This is a genomic window from Nostoc sp. PCC 7107, from assembly GCF_000316625.1.
Classification (GTDB): Bacteria; Cyanobacteriota; Cyanobacteriia; order Cyanobacteriales; family Nostocaceae; genus Nostoc_B.
This window is the reverse complement of record NC_019676.1, coordinates 1324169-1342595: the sequence shown is the minus strand read 5'-3', so window position 1 is coordinate 1342595 and position 18427 is coordinate 1324169. Positions and strand designations below refer to the sequence as shown.

At 39.7% G+C, this 18427-nt stretch carries 20 protein-coding genes and 1 pseudogene; 11 read left to right on the top strand and 10 right to left on the bottom strand.

Annotation, left to right across the window (positions count from 1 at the left end; all coding sequences use genetic code 11):
• Positions 1-15 precede the first annotated feature (15 nt).
• The 7 genes from NOS7107_RS05745 (at position 16) to NOS7107_RS05715 (ending at position 5767) form a co-directional block, all read left to right on the top strand.
• Entirely contained in the window at positions 16-861 is an 846-nt protein-coding gene (locus NOS7107_RS05745) for a metal ABC transporter ATP-binding protein (protein ID WP_015112041.1), read from the top strand.
• A 22-nt stretch (positions 862-883) separates the two neighbouring features.
• Positions 884-1741, top strand: a complete 858-nt coding sequence (locus NOS7107_RS05740; RefSeq protein WP_015112040.1) for a metal ABC transporter permease — start codon at positions 884-886, stop codon at positions 1739-1741.
• Between the two features lie 253 nt (positions 1742-1994).
• Positions 1995-2705, top strand: coding sequence for an alpha/beta hydrolase (locus NOS7107_RS05735; protein ID WP_367580086.1), 711 nt, complete (start codon positions 1995-1997; stop codon positions 2703-2705).
• Between the two features lie 126 nt (positions 2706-2831).
• A complete protein-coding gene (locus tag NOS7107_RS05730) occupies positions 2832-3284 on the top strand; it encodes a DUF29 domain-containing protein (protein ID WP_015112038.1) in 453 nt (150 codons plus the stop codon).
• Between the two features lie 229 nt (positions 3285-3513).
• A complete protein-coding gene (locus tag NOS7107_RS05725; RefSeq protein ID WP_015112037.1) occupies positions 3514-4452 on the top strand; it encodes a DNA adenine methylase in 939 nt (312 codons plus the stop codon).
• Complete coding sequence (locus tag NOS7107_RS05720; protein WP_015112036.1) at positions 4424-5143, top strand: hypothetical protein; 720 nt, start codon at positions 4424-4426, stop codon at positions 5141-5143. Before NOS7107_RS05725 ends, NOS7107_RS05720 begins: the two co-directional genes overlap by 29 nt.
• Positions 5144-5266: 123 nt before the next feature.
• Positions 5267-5767, top strand: coding sequence for a PIN domain-containing protein (locus NOS7107_RS05715; RefSeq protein ID WP_015112035.1), 501 nt, complete (start codon positions 5267-5269; stop codon positions 5765-5767).
• 8 nt (positions 5768-5775) lie between these two features.
• Here NOS7107_RS05715 and NOS7107_RS29805 read toward each other — a convergent pair whose 3' ends face one another.
• Together NOS7107_RS29805 and NOS7107_RS29800 are read right to left on the bottom strand one after the other, a co-directional pair.
• Positions 5776-6300 carry a hypothetical protein gene (locus tag NOS7107_RS29805; protein WP_367580083.1) on the bottom strand — a complete coding sequence of 175 codons (525 nt, stop codon included), beginning with the start codon at positions 6298-6300 and terminating at the stop codon, positions 5776-5778.
• Positions 6297-6920, bottom strand: a complete 624-nt coding sequence (locus NOS7107_RS29800) for a hypothetical protein (RefSeq protein WP_083889771.1) — start codon at positions 6918-6920, stop codon at positions 6297-6299. The genes NOS7107_RS29805 and NOS7107_RS29800 overlap by 4 nt, the downstream gene beginning before the upstream one ends.
• 118 nt (positions 6921-7038) lie before the next feature.
• Between NOS7107_RS29800 and NOS7107_RS05705 the strand changes: the two genes are divergently transcribed.
• Complete coding sequence (locus NOS7107_RS05705; RefSeq protein ID WP_015112034.1) at positions 7039-7317, top strand: hypothetical protein; 279 nt, start codon at positions 7039-7041, stop codon at positions 7315-7317.
• Here the strand turns inward: NOS7107_RS05705 and NOS7107_RS29270 are convergent.
• The 8 genes and pseudogenes from NOS7107_RS29270 to NOS7107_RS05670 form a co-directional block, all read right to left on the bottom strand.
• A pseudogene (locus tag NOS7107_RS29270) lies at positions 7268-7402 on the bottom strand (transposase); the annotation flags it as partial. The gene NOS7107_RS05705 and the pseudogene NOS7107_RS29270 sit on opposite strands and share 50 nt — an antisense overlap.
• Before the next feature lie 69 nt (positions 7403-7471).
• Positions 7472-9070, bottom strand: a complete 1599-nt coding sequence (locus tag NOS7107_RS05700) for an Hsp70 family protein (protein ID WP_015112033.1) — start codon at positions 9068-9070, stop codon at positions 7472-7474.
• A 50-nt stretch (positions 9071-9120) separates the two neighbouring features.
• Positions 9121-10068, bottom strand: coding sequence for a UV DNA damage repair endonuclease UvsE (gene uvsE, locus NOS7107_RS05695; RefSeq protein ID WP_015112032.1), 948 nt, complete (start codon positions 10066-10068; stop codon positions 9121-9123).
• Positions 10069-10235: 167 nt separating this feature from the next.
• Positions 10236-11063 (bottom strand): type I methionyl aminopeptidase, encoded by an 828-nt coding sequence (gene map, locus NOS7107_RS05690; protein WP_015112031.1) that lies wholly within the window; start codon positions 11061-11063, stop codon positions 10236-10238.
• Between the two features lie 186 nt (positions 11064-11249).
• Complete coding sequence (locus NOS7107_RS05685) at positions 11250-11741, bottom strand: plastocyanin/azurin family copper-binding protein (protein ID WP_015112030.1); 492 nt, start codon at positions 11739-11741, stop codon at positions 11250-11252.
• Between the two features lie 69 nt (positions 11742-11810).
• Positions 11811-14714: a pitrilysin family protein gene (locus NOS7107_RS05680; protein ID WP_015112029.1), complete on the bottom strand. Its 2904-nt coding sequence runs from the start codon at positions 14712-14714 to the stop codon at positions 11811-11813.
• A gap of 146 nt (positions 14715-14860) precedes the next feature.
• On the bottom strand, positions 14861-15304 hold the full coding sequence (locus NOS7107_RS05675) for a VOC family protein (protein ID WP_015112028.1): 444 nt from the start codon (positions 15302-15304) through the stop codon (positions 14861-14863).
• A 138-nt stretch (positions 15305-15442) separates the two neighbouring features.
• Positions 15443-15955, bottom strand: coding sequence for a TIGR02652 family protein (locus tag NOS7107_RS05670; protein ID WP_015112027.1), 513 nt, complete (start codon positions 15953-15955; stop codon positions 15443-15445).
• A gap of 243 nt (positions 15956-16198) precedes the next feature.
• On the opposite strand from NOS7107_RS05670, the gene NOS7107_RS05665 reads away from it, so the two are divergent.
• From NOS7107_RS05665 to NOS7107_RS05655, 3 genes are all read left to right on the top strand, one after another.
• Positions 16199-16726: a gamma carbonic anhydrase family protein gene (locus tag NOS7107_RS05665; protein WP_015112026.1), complete on the top strand. Its 528-nt coding sequence runs from the start codon at positions 16199-16201 to the stop codon at positions 16724-16726.
• A gap of 162 nt (positions 16727-16888) precedes the next feature.
• Positions 16889-17014, top strand: a complete 126-nt coding sequence (locus NOS7107_RS05660) for a photosystem II protein Y (RefSeq protein ID WP_015112025.1) — start codon at positions 16889-16891, stop codon at positions 17012-17014.
• Positions 17015-17158: 144 nt separating this feature from the next.
• Positions 17159-18400, top strand: coding sequence for a folylpolyglutamate synthase/dihydrofolate synthase family protein (locus NOS7107_RS05655; protein ID WP_015112024.1), 1242 nt, complete (start codon positions 17159-17161; stop codon positions 18398-18400).
• Positions 18401-18427: the final 27 nt, after the last annotated feature.

The following is an 18427-nucleotide window of genomic DNA, read 5'->3' as shown; positions in this document are numbered from 1 at the left end:
TTACCAAACTAGTGCATGGAAACAATATTAGAAATTAGAAACCTTACCTGTGGTTTCCAATCTCAACCAGTATTGACGAACGTCAATTTGTCCTTATATCCTGGACAACTGTCTGGTTTAGTGGGGTCTTCCGGTAGTGGGAAAACAACCCTGATCAAAGCAATATTAGGGTTAGTTCAACCTTGGACTGGGGAAATTTGGTTCCGAGGAAAACGCTTAAAACCAGGAACTGCACCAGCAAAAGTCGGCTATGTACCGCAGGTAGAAACGGTAGATTGGAATTTTCCAGTCACAGCACTAGAAGTAGTGATGATGGGGCGTTACCGCAAACAGCAATTTTTACCTTGGTCATCACGACGCGATCGCATCATGGCCAAGGCACTTTTAGAACGGGTAGGAATAGCCCATGTCGCTCATCGACCCATAGGTGAATTATCTGGCGGACAACAGCAACGAGTGTTTATCGCTAGGGCGCTAGTGGGCGAACCAGAAATTGTACTTTTAGATGAACCAACCAGTAGTTCAGATTTGCGCGTGCAGCACGAACTATTACACCTGTTAGCAGAACTTAATCAACAAGGTTTGACGATTCTGCTTTCTACCCATGACCTCAACTCTGTGGCGACTCATTTACCTTGGGTAGTGTGTTTTAACCACAGCATTATTGCCCAAGGAGAACCTAGTGATGTGTTTACACCTGCCATTTTAAAAGAGACTTTTGGTGCAGAAATGGTGGTTTTTCATCAAAGCGATCGCATTCTGATTGCTAACGCAGGTACTTCTTTACGCCATCAAATGCAAGATAATTTGCCGGATATTTTGCGAAAAGTGCAATCAAACCACAACGGACACAAGCCTTAATCCTCAATTTGAAATTAAGCACATGGAGTTTCTGCTCAAACCTTTTCAGTATGAATTTTTCAGTCGCGCCGTTATTGTTGGGATGATGGCGGGGTTATTGTGCGGTGTAATGGGGGTATATATCATTACGCGCCGGATGAGTTACATTGCTCATGGCCTTTCCCATGCCATTTTGGGCGGAGCGGTACTGAGTTATGTTTTAGGACTCAATTTTTACATTGGCTCTGGAATTTGGGGTTTCGCCGCAGCCTTACTCATTCAATATTTAACTGGGCGTAAAGTCTACTCAGATGCCGCAATTGGAATTGTGACAACTGCTAGTTTTGCTTTGGGTGTAGCCGTAATTAGTACCTATCGCAAATTTAGCCAAAACTTTGAGGCGGCTTTATTTGGTAATGTATTGGGTGTTTCCCCTACGGATTTGTACTTCGTCACTGGGGTAACAATTATTATTTTGAGCTTAGTATTTTTGTTTTACCGCCCTTTACTATTTTGGTGTTTTGATAGAGAAGTTGCACAGGTGCATGGCGTACCTGTGGTGGCGATGGATACGTTATTTGCCCTAATGCTGGCAACTTTGCTAGTAGCGACACTTAACGTTTTAGGCGTGACATTAATTATCTCTGCGGTTGTGATCCCTGCGTCTATTGCTCGACTGTTGAGCGATCGCTTTGGTTATATTATGATCATTTCCGGCATTTTAGGCGCTGCGATCGCCTTTGTGGGAATTTACCTAAGTTACTATTTAGATATTGCTTCTGGCGCTAGTGTGGTTTTACTGTCAACCTTAATTTTTGGCTGCGTACTAATTTGTAAAAGTATTCAAAGTCGGCGTAAACGCTACATCCCACCTCTTTCCACCCAACATTATCAAGGCTAATAGTCTTGTAATATCGCCTCCGGTGAAAGATTGATGATTAAGACAGCAACAGCACAGAGTTCAATCGTTCTAGAAGTTTGAGTATGAGTTTTGGGAAAAATTGATTATTACCTCATAAACTTCCCATACATTCATGTGGCGATCGCAACTTAGAAAGCTATTGATTGGTGAACTCAGTTGGAAACGGCTAGTTCGCTCGTTATTGTTTATTTACGGTTTTTTCGCGTTTTATGTCTTTTTTAGAGCAGATAGCATGATTTTTCTGCCTCAGCCTGCTACTTATCAAGACAATGCCAGTATTTTGAAAGTACCCGTTACTGACAAACAAAAGATTTCGGCTGTGCATCTACCTAATCCCAGAGGAGAGTATACAATGCTCTACATCCACGGTAACGCCGAAGATATTGGTGATGTTCAGCCGTTTTTAGAACGTCTACATCAATGGGGATTTAGCGTTTTTGCCTATGATTATCGCGGTTATGGAACTAGCAATGGTAAACCTGGCGAATCAAATGCTTATCAAGATGCTGAAGCCGCATACATCTATCTCACACAGCAGCTAAAAGTACCACCGAAGAAAATTATTGTATATGGACGTTCTGTTGGCGGAGGATCAGCAGTTGATTTAGCAACTCGTCATTCCGTTGCTGGCTTGATATTGGAGAGTACATTTACATCTGCTTTTCGCGTTGTTGTACCTTTTCCCTTACTTCCCTTTGATAAGTTTTCTAACCTGAAAAAACTTCCGCAGGTTAACTGTCCAATCTTAGTTATGCACGGTCAAGCTGACCAAACTATTCCGATTCAGCATGGATATACACTATACACAGCCGCACCTGATCCTAAAATGTCATTGTGGGTAGATGGTGCAGGTCATGATGATTTTACGTGGGTTGCAAATGAGCAACATCGAAAAAGTTTAGCAGCATTTGAGCAACTAATTAAGAAACAAAATAGGAAATAGGCGATCGCACTCAACTACCCCAGTCAGGCAGTATTACAAAACTACTCAAAGTAGCTGTAGGTGCTAGATTGAGTGTAATTGAATATTTAATAAACTCACTTTGACTAAACAAGAGAGTAATAGCTAATGGGTAAAGCAGAACTCTATGATCAAGACTTCTTAGAATGGACGCAACAACAAGCTGAATATTTAAAAAAGGGACGTTGGGCAGAATTAGACGTTGAACATTTGGTAGAGGAATTAGAAGCATTGGGGCGCAGTGAACAAAGGGAACTTAGTAGTTACTTACAAGTGCTAATGATGCACTTACTAAAATGTCAGTACCAACCTGAGAAAAGAACGCAAAGTTGGAATAATACACTTTCTAACTGTCGAGATAAAATTCAAGATTGTTTAGAAGATACACCAAGTTTGCAACGTTTTATTCAAGATATAGAGTGGAGGGAGAAATACTATCGACGTGCGCGTAGAGATGCTGCTAAGGAAACGCAAAAACCACTAGAAATATTTCCAACTGAATGCCCGTATACAATAGATCAGATTCTTGACCCAAATTTTCTCAGTTGTTCAGTTTCATAGCCTAATTTAGCGATTACACCACCAATCCCTTAATCTATGACAATTTGAGAAATAGCATTCGACACATTTCATCATTGTAGTAGCAATATTGCTAATTTTTATAAATTTATTATTTAGTTGTCTTAATCCTCAGTCGTGGTTCAAAACAAATAATATCCATTTAGAAATTACTTTATTTCTCATGGTAGACTACTAAATTGAAATCGAAATTATTGTTTCTCTTGTTGAGATGGTTAGCTTACCGCATCCAATTCAGTATCAAGGTAGTAAGAGAAAACTTACATCAGACATTCTCAATTTTTTGCCTAGCAAAGTTGAGAGATTTATAGAACCTTTTGCAGGAACAGCCGCAGTTAGTATAGCTGTTGCCTATAATGATATTTCTCAAAACTTCTGGCTTAATGATTTAAATAAACCGCTTATTGAACTGTTAGAGCTAATTGTAGAAAAACCAGAGGAAATCATAAATGCGTATGCAGATATCTGGAATACTCAAAATATTGACTCTATCAGCCATTACTTGGAAGTTAGAGAAAAGTTTAATCATACTAATGATCCAACGCTTTTTTTATATTTGTTAGCTCGATGCGTAAAAGGGTCTGTTCGTTATAACTCTGACGGTTTATTTAATCAAAGTCCGGATAAAAGACGAAAGGGAACTCAGCCTAATAAGATGAGGAAAAATATAGAAGGAGTTTCTGCTTTATTAAAGGGTAAATGTAAGTTTACATACTTGGATTATAGGGAAGTGTTAGCCGAAGCGAAAAGTAGTGATTTTGTCTATATAGATCCTCCCTACCAGGGTGTGTGCGGAGATAAGGATTCAAGATATTTTTCAGGAATTAATTTTGATGATTTTGTTCTAGCTATTGAACAATTAAATCAACGTGGAGTAGCGTTCGCCATTAGCTATGATGGCAAGCGAGGCAATAAAACTTTTGGTATTCCATTACCTAAAGAATTAAGGCTCAAGAAGCTCGAAATCGAAGTAGGTAGATCGTCACAAGCAACGCTACTAGGGAGGGAGGAAATAACAGTAGAGTCTTTATATTTGTCACCAAATTTACTAGTTGAAAAATCTACGGGGATAGAGAGCTATATTAACAAAGCACCGAAACAACTTACTCATTTGAAAAAGCATGGAAAATTCTCAGCAGTTGCCAGATGATTTTATACAAATTTGTCAATCAGTAACTGCCAAAAGGCCAAAAGCTGTTATTGATCATATTTTGCAATATGGTTTTATTACAACGGAAGAACTGAAGGAAAGATACGGCTACAATCATCCTCCAAGAGCAGCTAGAGATGTTCGAGAACATGGAATTCCTCTAGAAACTTTCCGTGTAACAGGAAGTGATGGAAGAAAAATAGCTGCCTACAGATTTGGAGATGTTAGTAAGGTAAGGTTTTCTCGTTTATCTGGCAGGACAGGCTTATCAAAACAGATCAAAGATGAATTAATCAGGAGATGTGGTTGTCAATGCTTTATATATTTAGAAAAAGTTGAAGAGCGTGAGTTACAGATTGATCATCGTGTTCCGTTTGAAGTTGATGGAGAACCAGAACTAGCACCAGAAAGTTTTATGTTACTTTGTGGTTCTGCTAATCGAGCTAAGTCTTGGTCATGTGAGCATTGTGAAAATTGGACTAGCATTAAGGATAAATCTATTTGTTTGTCATGTTATTGGGCGTATCCAGAAAATTACACGCACATCGCAATGCAAGAGATTAGGAGAATAGATTTAATGTGGCAAGGAGAGGATATTGAGATTTATGAAAAATTAAAACAACAGGCTATCATTCTGAAAAAAGAAATTCCTAAATTTATCAAGGAAATTATTGAACGGGAAATGAGATAAAATGGCGATCGCTAACACAATAGCTGTTGAAAAGCGAACAGTGATTGCCCGAAGCAAGCTGTAAATTATTACATTTATATAATTAATACCTTATAGCCTTCTGAATCGTTGTGAGCAAAAGAGATGGAACTAGAAGAACTGAAAAGTCTCATCAGAAAGGGAAAAATTGGAGCAATTACTCTAGACACTTCAGTTTTTGATGCTCAAGGTTTGAGGCTGGAATCTGGATTAATTAAACAATTAGAGCAATTTCGAGATAGTTCTACTAAGGTGATTATTTCTGAGATAGTGAAAGAAGAAGTATTATCACACATAACTGAAAAAACAAAAAACGCACAAAGAGAACTTGAGAAATCTTTAAAACAGGCTAAGGATTATTGGCAACTTGAGAATCGTGAGATTGAAAATATTAAAAAATTAGTTTTTGATAGACGTGATGCACAAGAAATTACATTAGAGAGATTTAGTAAATTTATAGATACCACATCTCTAGAAGTTATAGAGGCTCAAAACTATCTAATCGTTAGTGATTTAATACAAAAATATTTTCAAGCTAAACCACCATTTTCAGAATCAGGAAAAAAGAAAAGTGAATTTCCTGATGCAATCGCTCTGAAGGGGTGACAAAAAAGTTATAAAGCAGACTGGATAAGAGTCATAGCCCGTAGACCTTGTTGAAAATATGGCAGTTTACTGGGCTTGAGGCGCATCAATTCATGAGCTAAATCAGCCCAAAATTCCATTGCCCCTACCCATAACTGACCATACAAACCAATCCAAAAAGCACTATGTCGGCGGTGCAATCGTTGTAACTCCTTCAGACGACCAACATATTTTTGTAGTCCAGAGGAGCGAGAATTACGACCAACTAAAATAGCACAAGTATAGGCAATAGCAATTAATAAAATCAGTGCTATCAAACGTTGACCATCAGCATAAGTAGATTCGAGATTATACCCCCCAGTTTTACAATCTTTAAACATGGCTTCGATACCACTCCGCAACTTAAATGCTTTAATGGCATCTTTGAGACTATCAAGGTTAGTTAATAAAAACCAGCCAGCAGGCTCAACAACTCCACGATATTTGCGCTTGTAATATCCGGCGAGATTAAAATTGGCAAACCCTTTCTGTTTAGTTGCTTGAATCCCTGTCAAAAAAACGAGATGCCAGGAGTTAATCCCAAAGATTGTAAGCGTTGGTGTGATTGGTTTTCTTGCCGAATATAAGTACCTTGTTTCTGACGCAATACAAAGTCAATGCCCTTGCTATGTAACCAATTTGCTAGTTTTATACTGTGGAATTCTCTATCTCCCAGTACCAGCATTTGATATCCCTTAAATAACTGCAATAGTGGACGAATTAATTTTTTCTGCTCTCCCAAATTGCTACATCCTTTTTTAGGTAACAATAGCCAGTACACAGGTATTGCTCTTTTTTGTTCTATTAAACTAATTACAAATACATTTTGTGAACGCCATTGTGTTCTATCAATCGCAAATATTAGCCGTTTCTCTCCTCTTTTCAGACTATTTTTCACCCATCGTTTGAGCAGGGGAAACCACAGATATGGAATCGACAACTGAGGTAGTAGTAAAAATCTTTGTATACTCCGCCTCCGACTTTCAAATTTTATCGGTTGTGGAAATACTGTTGCTAGTTTCTCAATTGTCACAGTTTTATGAAATTGCAATAGCATTAGTAAGATTTCTAGCATCTTGTACTGTGCGGGTGTCAGTACATTTTGAAAGCAGTTTTGGTAGAATTTAGGTAACATTATCATTTGATAGGTCTTGTTGAGAATACCTGACCTATCTTTTTTACCCCAAAACGGTCACGCTCCTCTATTTTCTTGGCTTCAGCCGCTTTGTCACCCCTTCAGACCAGTATGTTACATGAATCCCGGCACACCATACGAGTTATACGCTGCTCTTGTTGGTTATCATCATCACTCTCTGAGTTATTATCACTGGCATACTGAGAAAATAGTTCCAGTTTCAGAACCGCGTGGTTTACCAGAAGATATGAATCCTATTTATCAGGACTATTTTGAAAATAAAGGTCTTGGAATGGGACATCACTTTACTTGGTTCATGGTTCAAGAAATTATTGATTATGATTGGGATAGAAGATGCCATCTAAGAGTTCTCTTTTTGTCCAGTTCGAGGGTCTAGTCTGTTTCTTCGCAGGCAATATAGTCGGCAGTAGGGGTTCTAGAATTTCCCATTCTTCATCTGTTAGGCTGCTAGAGTACGGCATGGCTTCTGGATATGGCTTTTGCCGCCACTTTACTTCAATACCCTAAAAGATGTCAAATGGGTTCTATATTTAACTCAACTGGGCGACGAGTTGATTTTCCAACAAGGTGTCATTTGTCAACAAATCCTCAACGGTGATGCGTAGAAAGCGTTGGTCATCAACTTGAAAGAGGATCTTCACGCGATCGCTCCCCGGATATCCTGGTGGTGTAAGTTGAGCAATGGTTCTCGCGCCTGCGCTATCATTCAGGGGTTTAACAGTGGTTTCACCGCTATCGAGGCGGCGGGTAATTAAGCGATCGCCATCAAAATAAACTTCGGTGTTACCTGTATCTGCGCCTAATTCCCCAATAATTAACTCAATGCTGGGTTGATTCTCTACAGATGCACCTAAGAATAACTCTACAGCTTGATTCATCGGGTAAGCTTGCCCTGATTTAATAATCGGATGCCAACTGTGGCGTTGGTTGCGTCGATCCCAGTAACGAATCCCGTAACTGTGGTAGAGAAAGTCTTTGATTTCCACGCCTTGAGATAACTGTAATGCACCTTGGGCGATCGCTTCAAAAGTCTTTTCGCAACGGATTTTTTCCGGTGCAAAATACTGTTTTACCCATGTCTGCACTGCTGGTAGTTGCACAGTTCCACCAACTAACAACACTGCATTAATATCTGCGAGTTCAATTCCCTGGCGGCGTGCTTGCTGCAACAGATTTGTCATCGACTCGTCGAGGCGCTCAAAAAATCCGTGTTCTTTGAGGATATTTTCTAAGTTATCACGGTCTAAATTTAATTCGTAACTAGTAAATGTTTCATCATCAAAATAAACTTCACTGGCTTGGTTTTGGGTTGATAGCTGAATTTTGACTTTTTCGGCTAATCTTGTTGTCAACGGACTCACCGCCAATTCTTGAGTTTTGGCAAAGTAATCAACTACCCAATTATCAATATCTGTACCGCCTAAATTTTGCCCAGCTTTTGCCAATACACGGGCTGTTTTGACTTTTTGCTTTGAGTCTTCTGCTAAAGATTTATTCCCCCACTTCAGCAAAAATCCGATAGGTTTAGTATTACCTTGTGTGCCTTTATCCAAGCTGACTAAAGATAAATCTAAAGTACCGCCACCAAAATCAATCACCAAGAGATTTTCTTGATCAGCCAAGCCATAACCCAAGGCGGCGGCGGTGGGTTCATCTAACATCCGCACCTGTTCGACAGGGAGGCTTTGACAAACCGTTCCTAACCAGTGGCGATAAGCTTCAAAACTATCGACGGGTACAGTTAATATCAGGGAGTCTAAGCCGCCTTCCAAAGGTGCTAGTTGTTCAATCACTTGATTGAGAAACCATTGTCCAACTTGTTCAAAGGTGACTGTTTGTCCGTCTAATTCTGGTAAAAAGCCTTGAATCTCTGCACCAATACCGCGTTTGAAGCTGCGAAAAAATCGAGATTCGCCTTTGATATCTAAACCGCGATCGCGTACTTGTTGCCCTACTAAAACTTTACCTTGTGAAGCTTCTTCCACATACACCAAGCTGGGAATCAGTGGAGGATTGAGACTTTGTTGAATTGATAACCCAGGTAAACTCAGCGTTTCCGCCTGTTGGGTGACGGGGTTCCAACGGGCTATGACTGTGTTACTAGTTCCAAAATCGATTGCGATCGCCATAGTCTCTTTATTATTTCATCGAAAGGCGCAAAATTTTCTCAACAAACATATTATTGTCCCATAAGCCAGCAACTACGCAAATAGGCGATCGCTTCTTCTTTGCGTTTGGCTTCCACTTCTATCCACGGTGCTTGATGATAGATACTGGGCATGTCAGTAATTAAATCACTGTGTTTTCTATCTTTAAAGGCTGTTTCACCGTTGGAAATATGAACTAATTGCCAATCTGGATTTTTCCAAGTCGATCGCGCCGCTTCAAACATAGTAGCTACACTCGGATCATCATAGCTATCTAGATTTTCGTGACAAATATGGTGATGGGCGTCAAATACCAGCGGAATTTCGGCTTGTTGGCAGACTGCTAAAATTTCACTAGCACTATAGGCGTATTCGTCGTTTTCTAAAGTTAAGCGACTTTTAATCGCTTCTGATAATTGTGAAATAACTTTTACCAACTTTTCGGCGCGTTGCGATTTACCGCCATGAATGTTCATTAATGACCAAGGTGAACGAGGTAAACCAAGTAAATCTAAGTCACGCGCGTGTCTAGCTAATATATTAATACTGGTTTGGACAACTTCTGGTGAATCGGAACTCAGCACCACAAATTGATCCGGATGCAGTACCATTCTGATACCCAAGGCTAAGGCTCGTTGACCGATTTTGCTCAAATCATCGCTCATTTCTTCTAAAATATTTTCGCCAATCTGGTCTTCTAAATCATTCATAGGGAATAAATTAGAAGTCATACGATAGAGGCGAATTTGATTTTGCTCACAAAAAGAAAGAGCATCATGCAACCGCTGCAAGTTATGTTGATAAAGTTGTCGTAATGTCCTTTCCCGTTCCGCCAGGGAGAATTTTAAGTAACGTGTGCGTGTGATTGTTTTAAAGCGGACTTGTTGAGAAACCGTGATACAAACTAAGCCTAAGTTTGGCAGAGTAGTTTGTGGTTGTTGGTGTTGATTCGCTAAATTTTGGCACTGGATAGTTGTCATGTTTGCAAATGCTAATGCCTACTTTTTGATTGAAATAATTTCTGCCTTCTCTGCTAAGTCTCTCTAGGATGAATTCTCCAGATAGTTGATTTAGACAACATAAAATTCATCCCAACATCTTTCTTTTTAAATAGGCGTTAGGATGAATAGCAATGGTTATAAAGAAACTAAACTTTAGTGCGATCGGTCAAAATTTCATAACCAGTTTCTGTCACCAAAACTGTATGCTCAAACTGAGCCGATAGGGAATTATCTACTGTTACAGCTGTCCAACGGTCAGCTAATGTACGCGTGTGTTTAGAACCTGCGTTTAAAATTGGTTCAATTGCTAAAGTCATTCCCGCACGCAATTTCACATTTGGCATATCTCGTGTGCGAAAGTTAAATACTGATGGTTCTTCGTGCAAGTTTCGACCAACACCATGTCCAGTGAATTCTTCCACTACACTATAACCATTGGCTTTTACATAGTCTTCAATCGCTCCAGCCAAGTCAAGGAGATATGCACCAGCTTTAACTTGTTCTATACCTTTATATAAAGCTTCTTCAGCTATGCGAATTAAGTTAGCTGCTTCTAGGGTGACTTCACCAACAGCAATTGTGATACAAGAGTCGCCGTGGAAACCTTGATAATAAGCGCCTGTGTCTACTTTTAATACATCTCCCGCACGGATGACTTTTTTGGGGCTGGGGATACCATGTACCACTTCATTGTTGATACTGGAACAAATAGAACCAGTAAACCCGTGATATCCTTTAAAACTGGGTGTTGCATCCATTTCCCGGATGCGTTTTTCTGCATAAGCATCCAAGTCGGCTGTTGTCATTCCTGGTTTTACCAGTATAGAAATTTCTTTTAATACCGTTGCAACTATTTTCGCTGATTGCCGCATAATATCAATTTCACGCGGAGATTTAATTTCTATTCCTCGGCGTTGTTTTTTGGCGGGTGCGATTTTAACTGGTTGAGAAAGCAAGTTGCTAAAAATGTTCATGTGCTGATAATAATTATTGATACTTTGTCGCTACGAAGTCCGTGCTTTTTCTAGGATAATTGAGAAACTATATCTATATTTAATTTATAACAGGTAATAAAATTGAAAGTCAGTTGTTGTCTATGTTTGATGATTAGTTTATGTCCTCATCTCACAAGTGACTCATAACTGATTTTTTCAAGGTAATTACAAATTACCGACAATAATTTCTCCTGTCATCCCTGCTTCAGTATGCCCTGGTATGGTACAGCGTAAACTATATGTTCCAGTTTTTAAAGGGACAAAAACCCATTCAGCTTCAGCACCTGGCTTTAATTCTAGTTCGTGAATAGCTCCTTTAATTTCGACTTTGCCAGCTTCTACCTTTTGTGTCCAAATGCCATCGGCGAAATCTTTAGCTGTAAAGTAGTGCTTTAATTGACTAGGATTTTTGAGTTGTAGTAAGTAACGTTTACCTGCGATGAACTCTAAGTGATTTGGTACAAATTTGAGTTCGTTAGCAGAATTACTTAAGCTGACTGTAATTTCTGTAGCTGGTTGCTTTAGCAAATCACTAGATACATTTTCTGCAATAGCTGAAGGAATGAAATTGATAAAACTTAGGCTGAGTATCAAAGAGAATTTAAGTATGAAGTCTAAAGTCTGAAGTCTGAATATTGTTACTAAAAATTTTTTCATTAGTTTTTGGACTCCTGTATAAAAATCATCAATTAATCTTATCTAACCTCTAACTTTTACCCTTTCAAATTACTCACGATGATTTTTATCTGCGACAACAGTCGGCCCTGCTGTCACCACCACAATTTTATCTGGGTGGAGTAACTCACGGGCGGCTTGATTGACTTGGGCAAGGGTAACTTGTTTGATTTTATCAGCGAAGAAATGTAGTTCTGTGATGTCCATACCTCGTACCTGATTCATCAGCATTGTATGTGCTAATTCTTCTGGGTCAGCGAGGGAAACTTTGTAGGTGCTAATTAAGGTGTTCTTGGCTGTTTCAATATCATTTGCTGTTACGCCTTGTTGATGAATTTCTTGTAAGAGTTTGCGGGTACTAGCGATCGCTTTGTGACTATCTTCAGGACTAGTTTGCATTTCTATCCAAAATGTCCCGACATTTTTTTGCGCTTGCAAGTAGCTATAAATACCATAGGTTAAACCTTGGCGATCGCGCACTTCTGCACCTAGGTAACTAGATAAGGTATCGCCTCCCAAGATTTGATTCAATACTAAAGCCGCGTAATATCTTGGGTCTTGACGGTTAATACCTGTGTTACCCATAAAAGTAATAGACTGAGCTTTACCAACAATCACAGGGTTTATGCTTAATCCCCTATTAAGTATATTCACTGGTGGATATTGTATTGTTGGTGCTTGACCACTAACTTGCCAGTCGCCTAATGCTTCTTGGATGAGCGATCGCACTTCCATAGGTGCAAAATCTCCTACAATTACTAGCACTGTTGTATCTGGACGATAATGTTTGGCTTTAAAAGCAATCACATCCTCACGCTTAATTCTTTGCAGACTCTTTTGAGTGGGAAAAGTATGTAAGGGATGTTGTTTCGGGTAAATTGATTGGACAAAAATTCTTTTGGCTACTTCTCCGGGATCATCCAGTTCTTGTTTTAAGTCAGTTAAAGCTTGCTGGCGATTCAATTCCCATTCTTTTTTGGGAAATGTACTGTTTTTCACAGCATCTGCTAAAGTTTGAATCAAGATGGGTAAGTCTGCGGCTAAAGCATCACCTTCAATTCTGACACCCTCACGATAAGCCGTGAAATCAAGCGATGCGCCTCTATCTTCTAAGGCTTTAGCCAACGTTAAGGCATTTTTGCTTTTTGTCCCACTCATTAAGTTATCAGCCACCAGAGATGCTAGTCCAGCTTGATTTTCTAAATCAAATTCTGTTCCGGCTTTGATATGGCCGTTTAAAGTCACAGTAGGAGTACTTTTATCTGGTAATAGTAAGACTCTTAGACCGTTAGCTAAAGTGAATTGCTCTGGTAGCGCTGGGTTAGAAGTTTTATGATTTGCACTGTGGGAGGCTTGCTTAACAACCTCTGTGGTTTCCTCGATTGCCGGTAGGTACTTATCTAACTCGGATGCAGTTGCAGAGGTAGCAGCAGCTAAATTTTCTGTAGTTTGGTTTAAGTGTAATTTTTTACCAGTTTCGTTTGGATCTGGAGCAGTTGGCTGGAACAATCCAACTACACGGGTTTCTGGTTTGAGGTATTTGTTGACTACATTAATAATATCTGCGCCTGTCACCTGACTAACAGCGGCTAAATAACGTTCAGTATAACGATAGTCACCAGCAGTTATTTCATCGTTACCTAATTGCATTGCTTGGCTGGTGATATCACGATTACTCAAAATCACTCCAGCTTCTAGCTGCATTTTAGCCCTAGTGATTTCCTCTGGCTTGACTCCTTTTTGCGCTAAATTAGCGATCGCTCGATTTAATACTGTTTGAATCTTTTGCAAATCTTGATGATCATCTGCTGTAACTAGCAACTCATACCAGCCAGCATCTTGCAAGGTGGAGACAGATGCTGTGACTTCACTAGCTAAACCAGATTCCACTAAAGCCTGATATAGCCGCGAATTCCTTCCCTCTGTCAAAATGTAATCCATCACTTCTAAAGCAGGGATATCTGGGTGATTTAAATCAGGTAATGGATAAACTACTTGCAGCATTGCTGTAGCTCCCTGTTCTCTCAGTAAGATGGGAGTGCTGAGTGAGGAGTGCTGAGTGCTGAGTGCTGAGTGCTGAGTGCTGAGTGCTGAGTGAGGAGTGCTGAGTGCTGAGTGCTGAGTGCTGAGTGAGGAGTGCTGAGTTTTTGGTAATTTACCAAATATTTCTTTGACTGTTTCTAGAGTTTTTGTAGTTTGGAAATCTCCGACAATCACTAATACAGCATTATCAGGAGTATAAAATTTCTGATAATATTCCCGAACTTGCTCAACTTGGAACTTTTCTACATCTGCTTTGTTACCACCAACAGGTAATCCGTAAGCATGGTTGGGAAATAGTGCTTGCATAACAGCACGGTTGAGGCGATATTCCGGACTATTTTCGTAGCCTTGTAATTCTGATATTACTACCCGTTTTTCACTTGCTAGTTGCTCAGGCTCAATGAGAGCATTTTGCATTCTATCTGCTTCTAGAATTAGCAATGCTTTAAGTTTATCTCGTTCTATTGTGCTGTAATAAGCTGTTTGGTCGTAACTAGTAAAAGCGTTTGAGTCACTACCTAAAGCACTAAATAACTTACCAAATTGAACTGGACGGTCTTTTGTACCTTTGAACATCATGTGTTCTAGTTGATGTGCAATACCATTTACGCCTGGTGTTTCGTGGCGTGAACCAACTTTGTACCACATTTGCACACTCACAACTGGTGCAGTATGTACTTCTTTAGTGAGAATAGTCAGACCATTTTCTAATACTGTTTTACGCACGTTTGCTGTGATAGTTGAGTTATTTATATGACTTGCAATCAATTTTGTTTTAATATTTTCGGATTTTAATATAGCTGTATACTTGCTGTTAGCTGGTTGATCAACTAGACAAAATACTGTAATTATCCAGAGACTTAACAGTAATAATGACCAACGATATCTATACCCTCTAAAAAACACAGCCATTTTTTTGGTAGATGTATTTAAATTAAATTACATATTTATAAGCGCGGTTCACAATAGTCTAGTCTTTCTTCGGGATCAGTGAAATCAGCGACACTACCAAAGAAAAATTAGTCTAGTAATAAAAGTATATAAAAATAGCAGCTAACTTAACCAAGTTGAGCTAAAAGCCGAATAAATTCTAAAGGTAAATTATCACTGTCTGCAATAAAGGTCACTTCCCAGATGCGATCGCCTATTTGCTGTTGTGTTGGTTCTAACAGGACTTTGAGGGGTGATAATTGTTCTGGCTGATTTTGTGCTGCTAATGCGAAGCGTGTTTTTAAATCTATCAGCCAGCTAGGTAAATCTGGGGTAACATCCGTTAAATCAAATGACAAATGATAATACCCTACATAATGCTCATCATCAAAAGCATCCGGTGCTGGTTTTGGTTCGGGAATTTGAATCAGTTCAATTCGACTGCTTAATCCTTCCATCCAACAAGCCAGGGTATAGCCTGTAGTGAAGCGTTCACATACTGTAAACCCCAACAACTCATAAAATGCGATCGCTCGATGAATATTCGCAGTGCGGATAGAGGCGTGGTGCATAGTTTAAAAAAGTATGAAGTGTAAAGTATGAAGGATAAAGTTAAGAAATCCTTTGTACTTGTTCACTTTTTATACCTAGAAAAATTTCCAGATTTAATAGTTAAAGTAATTTCATACTTCATACTTCATACTTCAGTCTTATTCAAACAACCTAAAATAAGGGTAGCGGACAGGAACCCCCGGCTCTTTTTCCAAATCGAAATTAATCACTTCCCAGCACGGTTCTTCTGCGGAATCGGGACTAAATTCTACTGGTAAGCCATATAGCCGCGCCGATGTCGTCTCTGGCTGTCCAGAACGCCAAGGAGTGCTGCGTTCTAAGTAGCCACTCATCAACTCCTGATAACGTCTGGCGATAATTACCCTTGTTGCTCGGTAGCCTTGGGTATACAGTTTGTCTAAAGCTTCGTGAATTTCAAACCGTATCCCATCAGGATGAGTGTGTTGTCTATACCATTCCCCATTCCATCTGCGCCAATGACGACCTGACTGTAGATGAATTAACTCCTCAGTCGTAGGGTTGGCTTCAAACGCGCCATGACGAGGACAAAGATAGGTATCTGTGAGTGTCAAAGCCGGAATAGTTTGCCGACAATGGGGACACTGAATTTCGTGACCAAATATTGGGTACTGCAAACCTGGATTAATCATGAAGTGCGTACAAACATAATTTCTTCTTCACTAGCACCATTAGGTTCGATTTTACACTTCGGCTCCTCCACTTTGGGCGAATTGTTTTGTAACTGCACGGAAACGTATTAGCAGTTTAGAACAATTGTAGACTGTGTTTTCCTCAGTGTAGAGGCCTAACAACATGATATTCTGGTTATGCAACCAGCCCGTTAACGGTTGGAGTTTCTCCAGTGTTCCTGGGTACCATATTCCTATTCTATCGTGTCTACTGCTTCTTACTGGCCATCTCCTGATTTTTCTCCAGCAGCCTTCGTCGCAGACAATGCTGTTGTCATCGGTGCTGTGAAAATCCATACAGGAGCTAGTATTTGGTATGGAGCAGTTATTAGGGCAGATGTCGAACGGATTGAGATTGGTGAATGCACTAATATCCAAGATGGAGCCATTCTACATGGTGATCCTGGGTTGCCCACCATTTTAGAAGATCATGTGACTGTAGGACATCGTGCTGTGATACATTCTGCTTATATTGAGCGCGGCAGTTTGATTGGCATTGGGGCAGTAGTTTTAGATGGTGTCAGAGTGGGCAGTGGTAGTATTATCGGTGCAGGCGCAGTCGTGACCAAAGATGTACCGCCTTTATCTTTAGTTGTTGGTGTTCCTGGTAAAGTTTTACGTCAACTGAGCGAAACCGAAGCCGCAGAACTAATCGAACACGCTGAACGTTACAAAAAGTTAGCCTTAGTTCATGCTGGCAAGGGTAGTGACTTGGGTTTTTATGCTCCATGAAGGAGAGAATGGAATAAGGGAAGGGAGAAGAACTAATGACTAATGACAAAATTTAATCTTTCTTTACATAGAAGTTGGGAAAAAATGCCCACTTCAGCTAAAAATAAAAATGAGAAGAGTTGATAAAACTTTAATTTCTACTTAACAGAGGGGTTCTAAATTATGGATATCGATTTTCGTGTAGCGATCGTTTTAGCGCCTATCGCTGTTGCAGCTGGCTGGGCTGTGTTTAACATCGGTGCAGCAGCTTTGAGACAAGTTCAAAGCTTTTTAAACAGAGAAGCCTAAACATAAATTTACATTATCACCTTTAAACCGACTGTTTCTGGTAAATCTGGGCAGTCGGTTTTGTTGATAGAAGGCAGAAGGCAGAAGGCAGAAGGTTAAAAAATAAAATTTCACATTTCATACTTAATACTTCATACTTCATTTGTGAATATTGATTCTTTACTTCAACCCTTGCAACATTTTGGTGTAAATCTGGGACTTTCACGTATTGTCAAACTGTTGGCAAACCTGGGCAACCCCCACGATCGCATCTCTGTGATTCACGTTGCTGGTACAAACGGTAAAGGTTCTGTCTGTGCATATCTCTCTTCAGTACTTACAGAAGCTGGTTATCGGACAGGGCGTTACATTTCTCCCCATCTCATTGATTGGACAGAACGGATTTGTATCAATGAACAGCCAATTTCTTCAGAGGAATTGAGTCAACTTTTGCAAACAGTCCAGGCGGCTGTTTCCTCTGATGATGAATATCCCACTCAGTTTGAAATTATTACCGCAGCTGCTTGGTTGTATTTTGCCCAGCAACAAGTTGACATTGCAGTAATAGAAGTTGGGTTAGGCGGCCGTTTAGATGCGACTAATGTCTGTTCTGAACCCTTGGTGACAGTTATTACTTCCATTAGCCGCGAACATTGGCAACAATTAGGGCCAACGGTAGGCGATATTGCTAGAGAAAAAGCCGGAATTATCAAGCCTGGGTGTCCTGTTGTCATGGGTTCATTGCCAGCTGATGCAGAAAAAGTTGTGCGATCGCGTGCCGACGAATTACAATGCCCAATATTTACACCCCAACCTGCGCTGCAAATCTCTCCCGGATGGGCAGAATATCAGACACTTCAATATCCTTTACCATTACAAGGGCAAATTCAATTAACTAATTCAGCTTTAGCCTTAACAACATTAGAAATTCTCCAACAAAAAGGATGGGAAATTTCTCAATCAGCCATAATCAACGGTATGGCAAAAACCAAATGGCCAGGACGAATGCAATGGCTGACTTGGCACAATTATCAATTATTAATTGATGGCGCACATAACCCCGCAGCAGCTAAAGTTTTACGCAATTATGTAGATAGTTTAAATACTCAAAATGTAACTTGGATCATGGGAATGCTCTCGACAAAAGAGCATAGCGAAATTTTTCAAGCTTTACTCCGAACAGGCGATAAATTATATTTACTCCCAGTACCAGATAATAGTTCAGCCAATCCCGTAGAATTAGCAAATCTAGCTAATAATATTTTTCCAGAACTAAGTTTGTGTCAAACATACAGTGATTTATCCTCAGCATTAGAATCAGCATTTACTGACACAGATAATTTAGTAGTTTTGTGTGGTTCCCTTTATTTAATTGGTCATTTTTTAGCAACATTAAATCACGCATAAACAAAAATAACCCCGACTTCTTCAAGA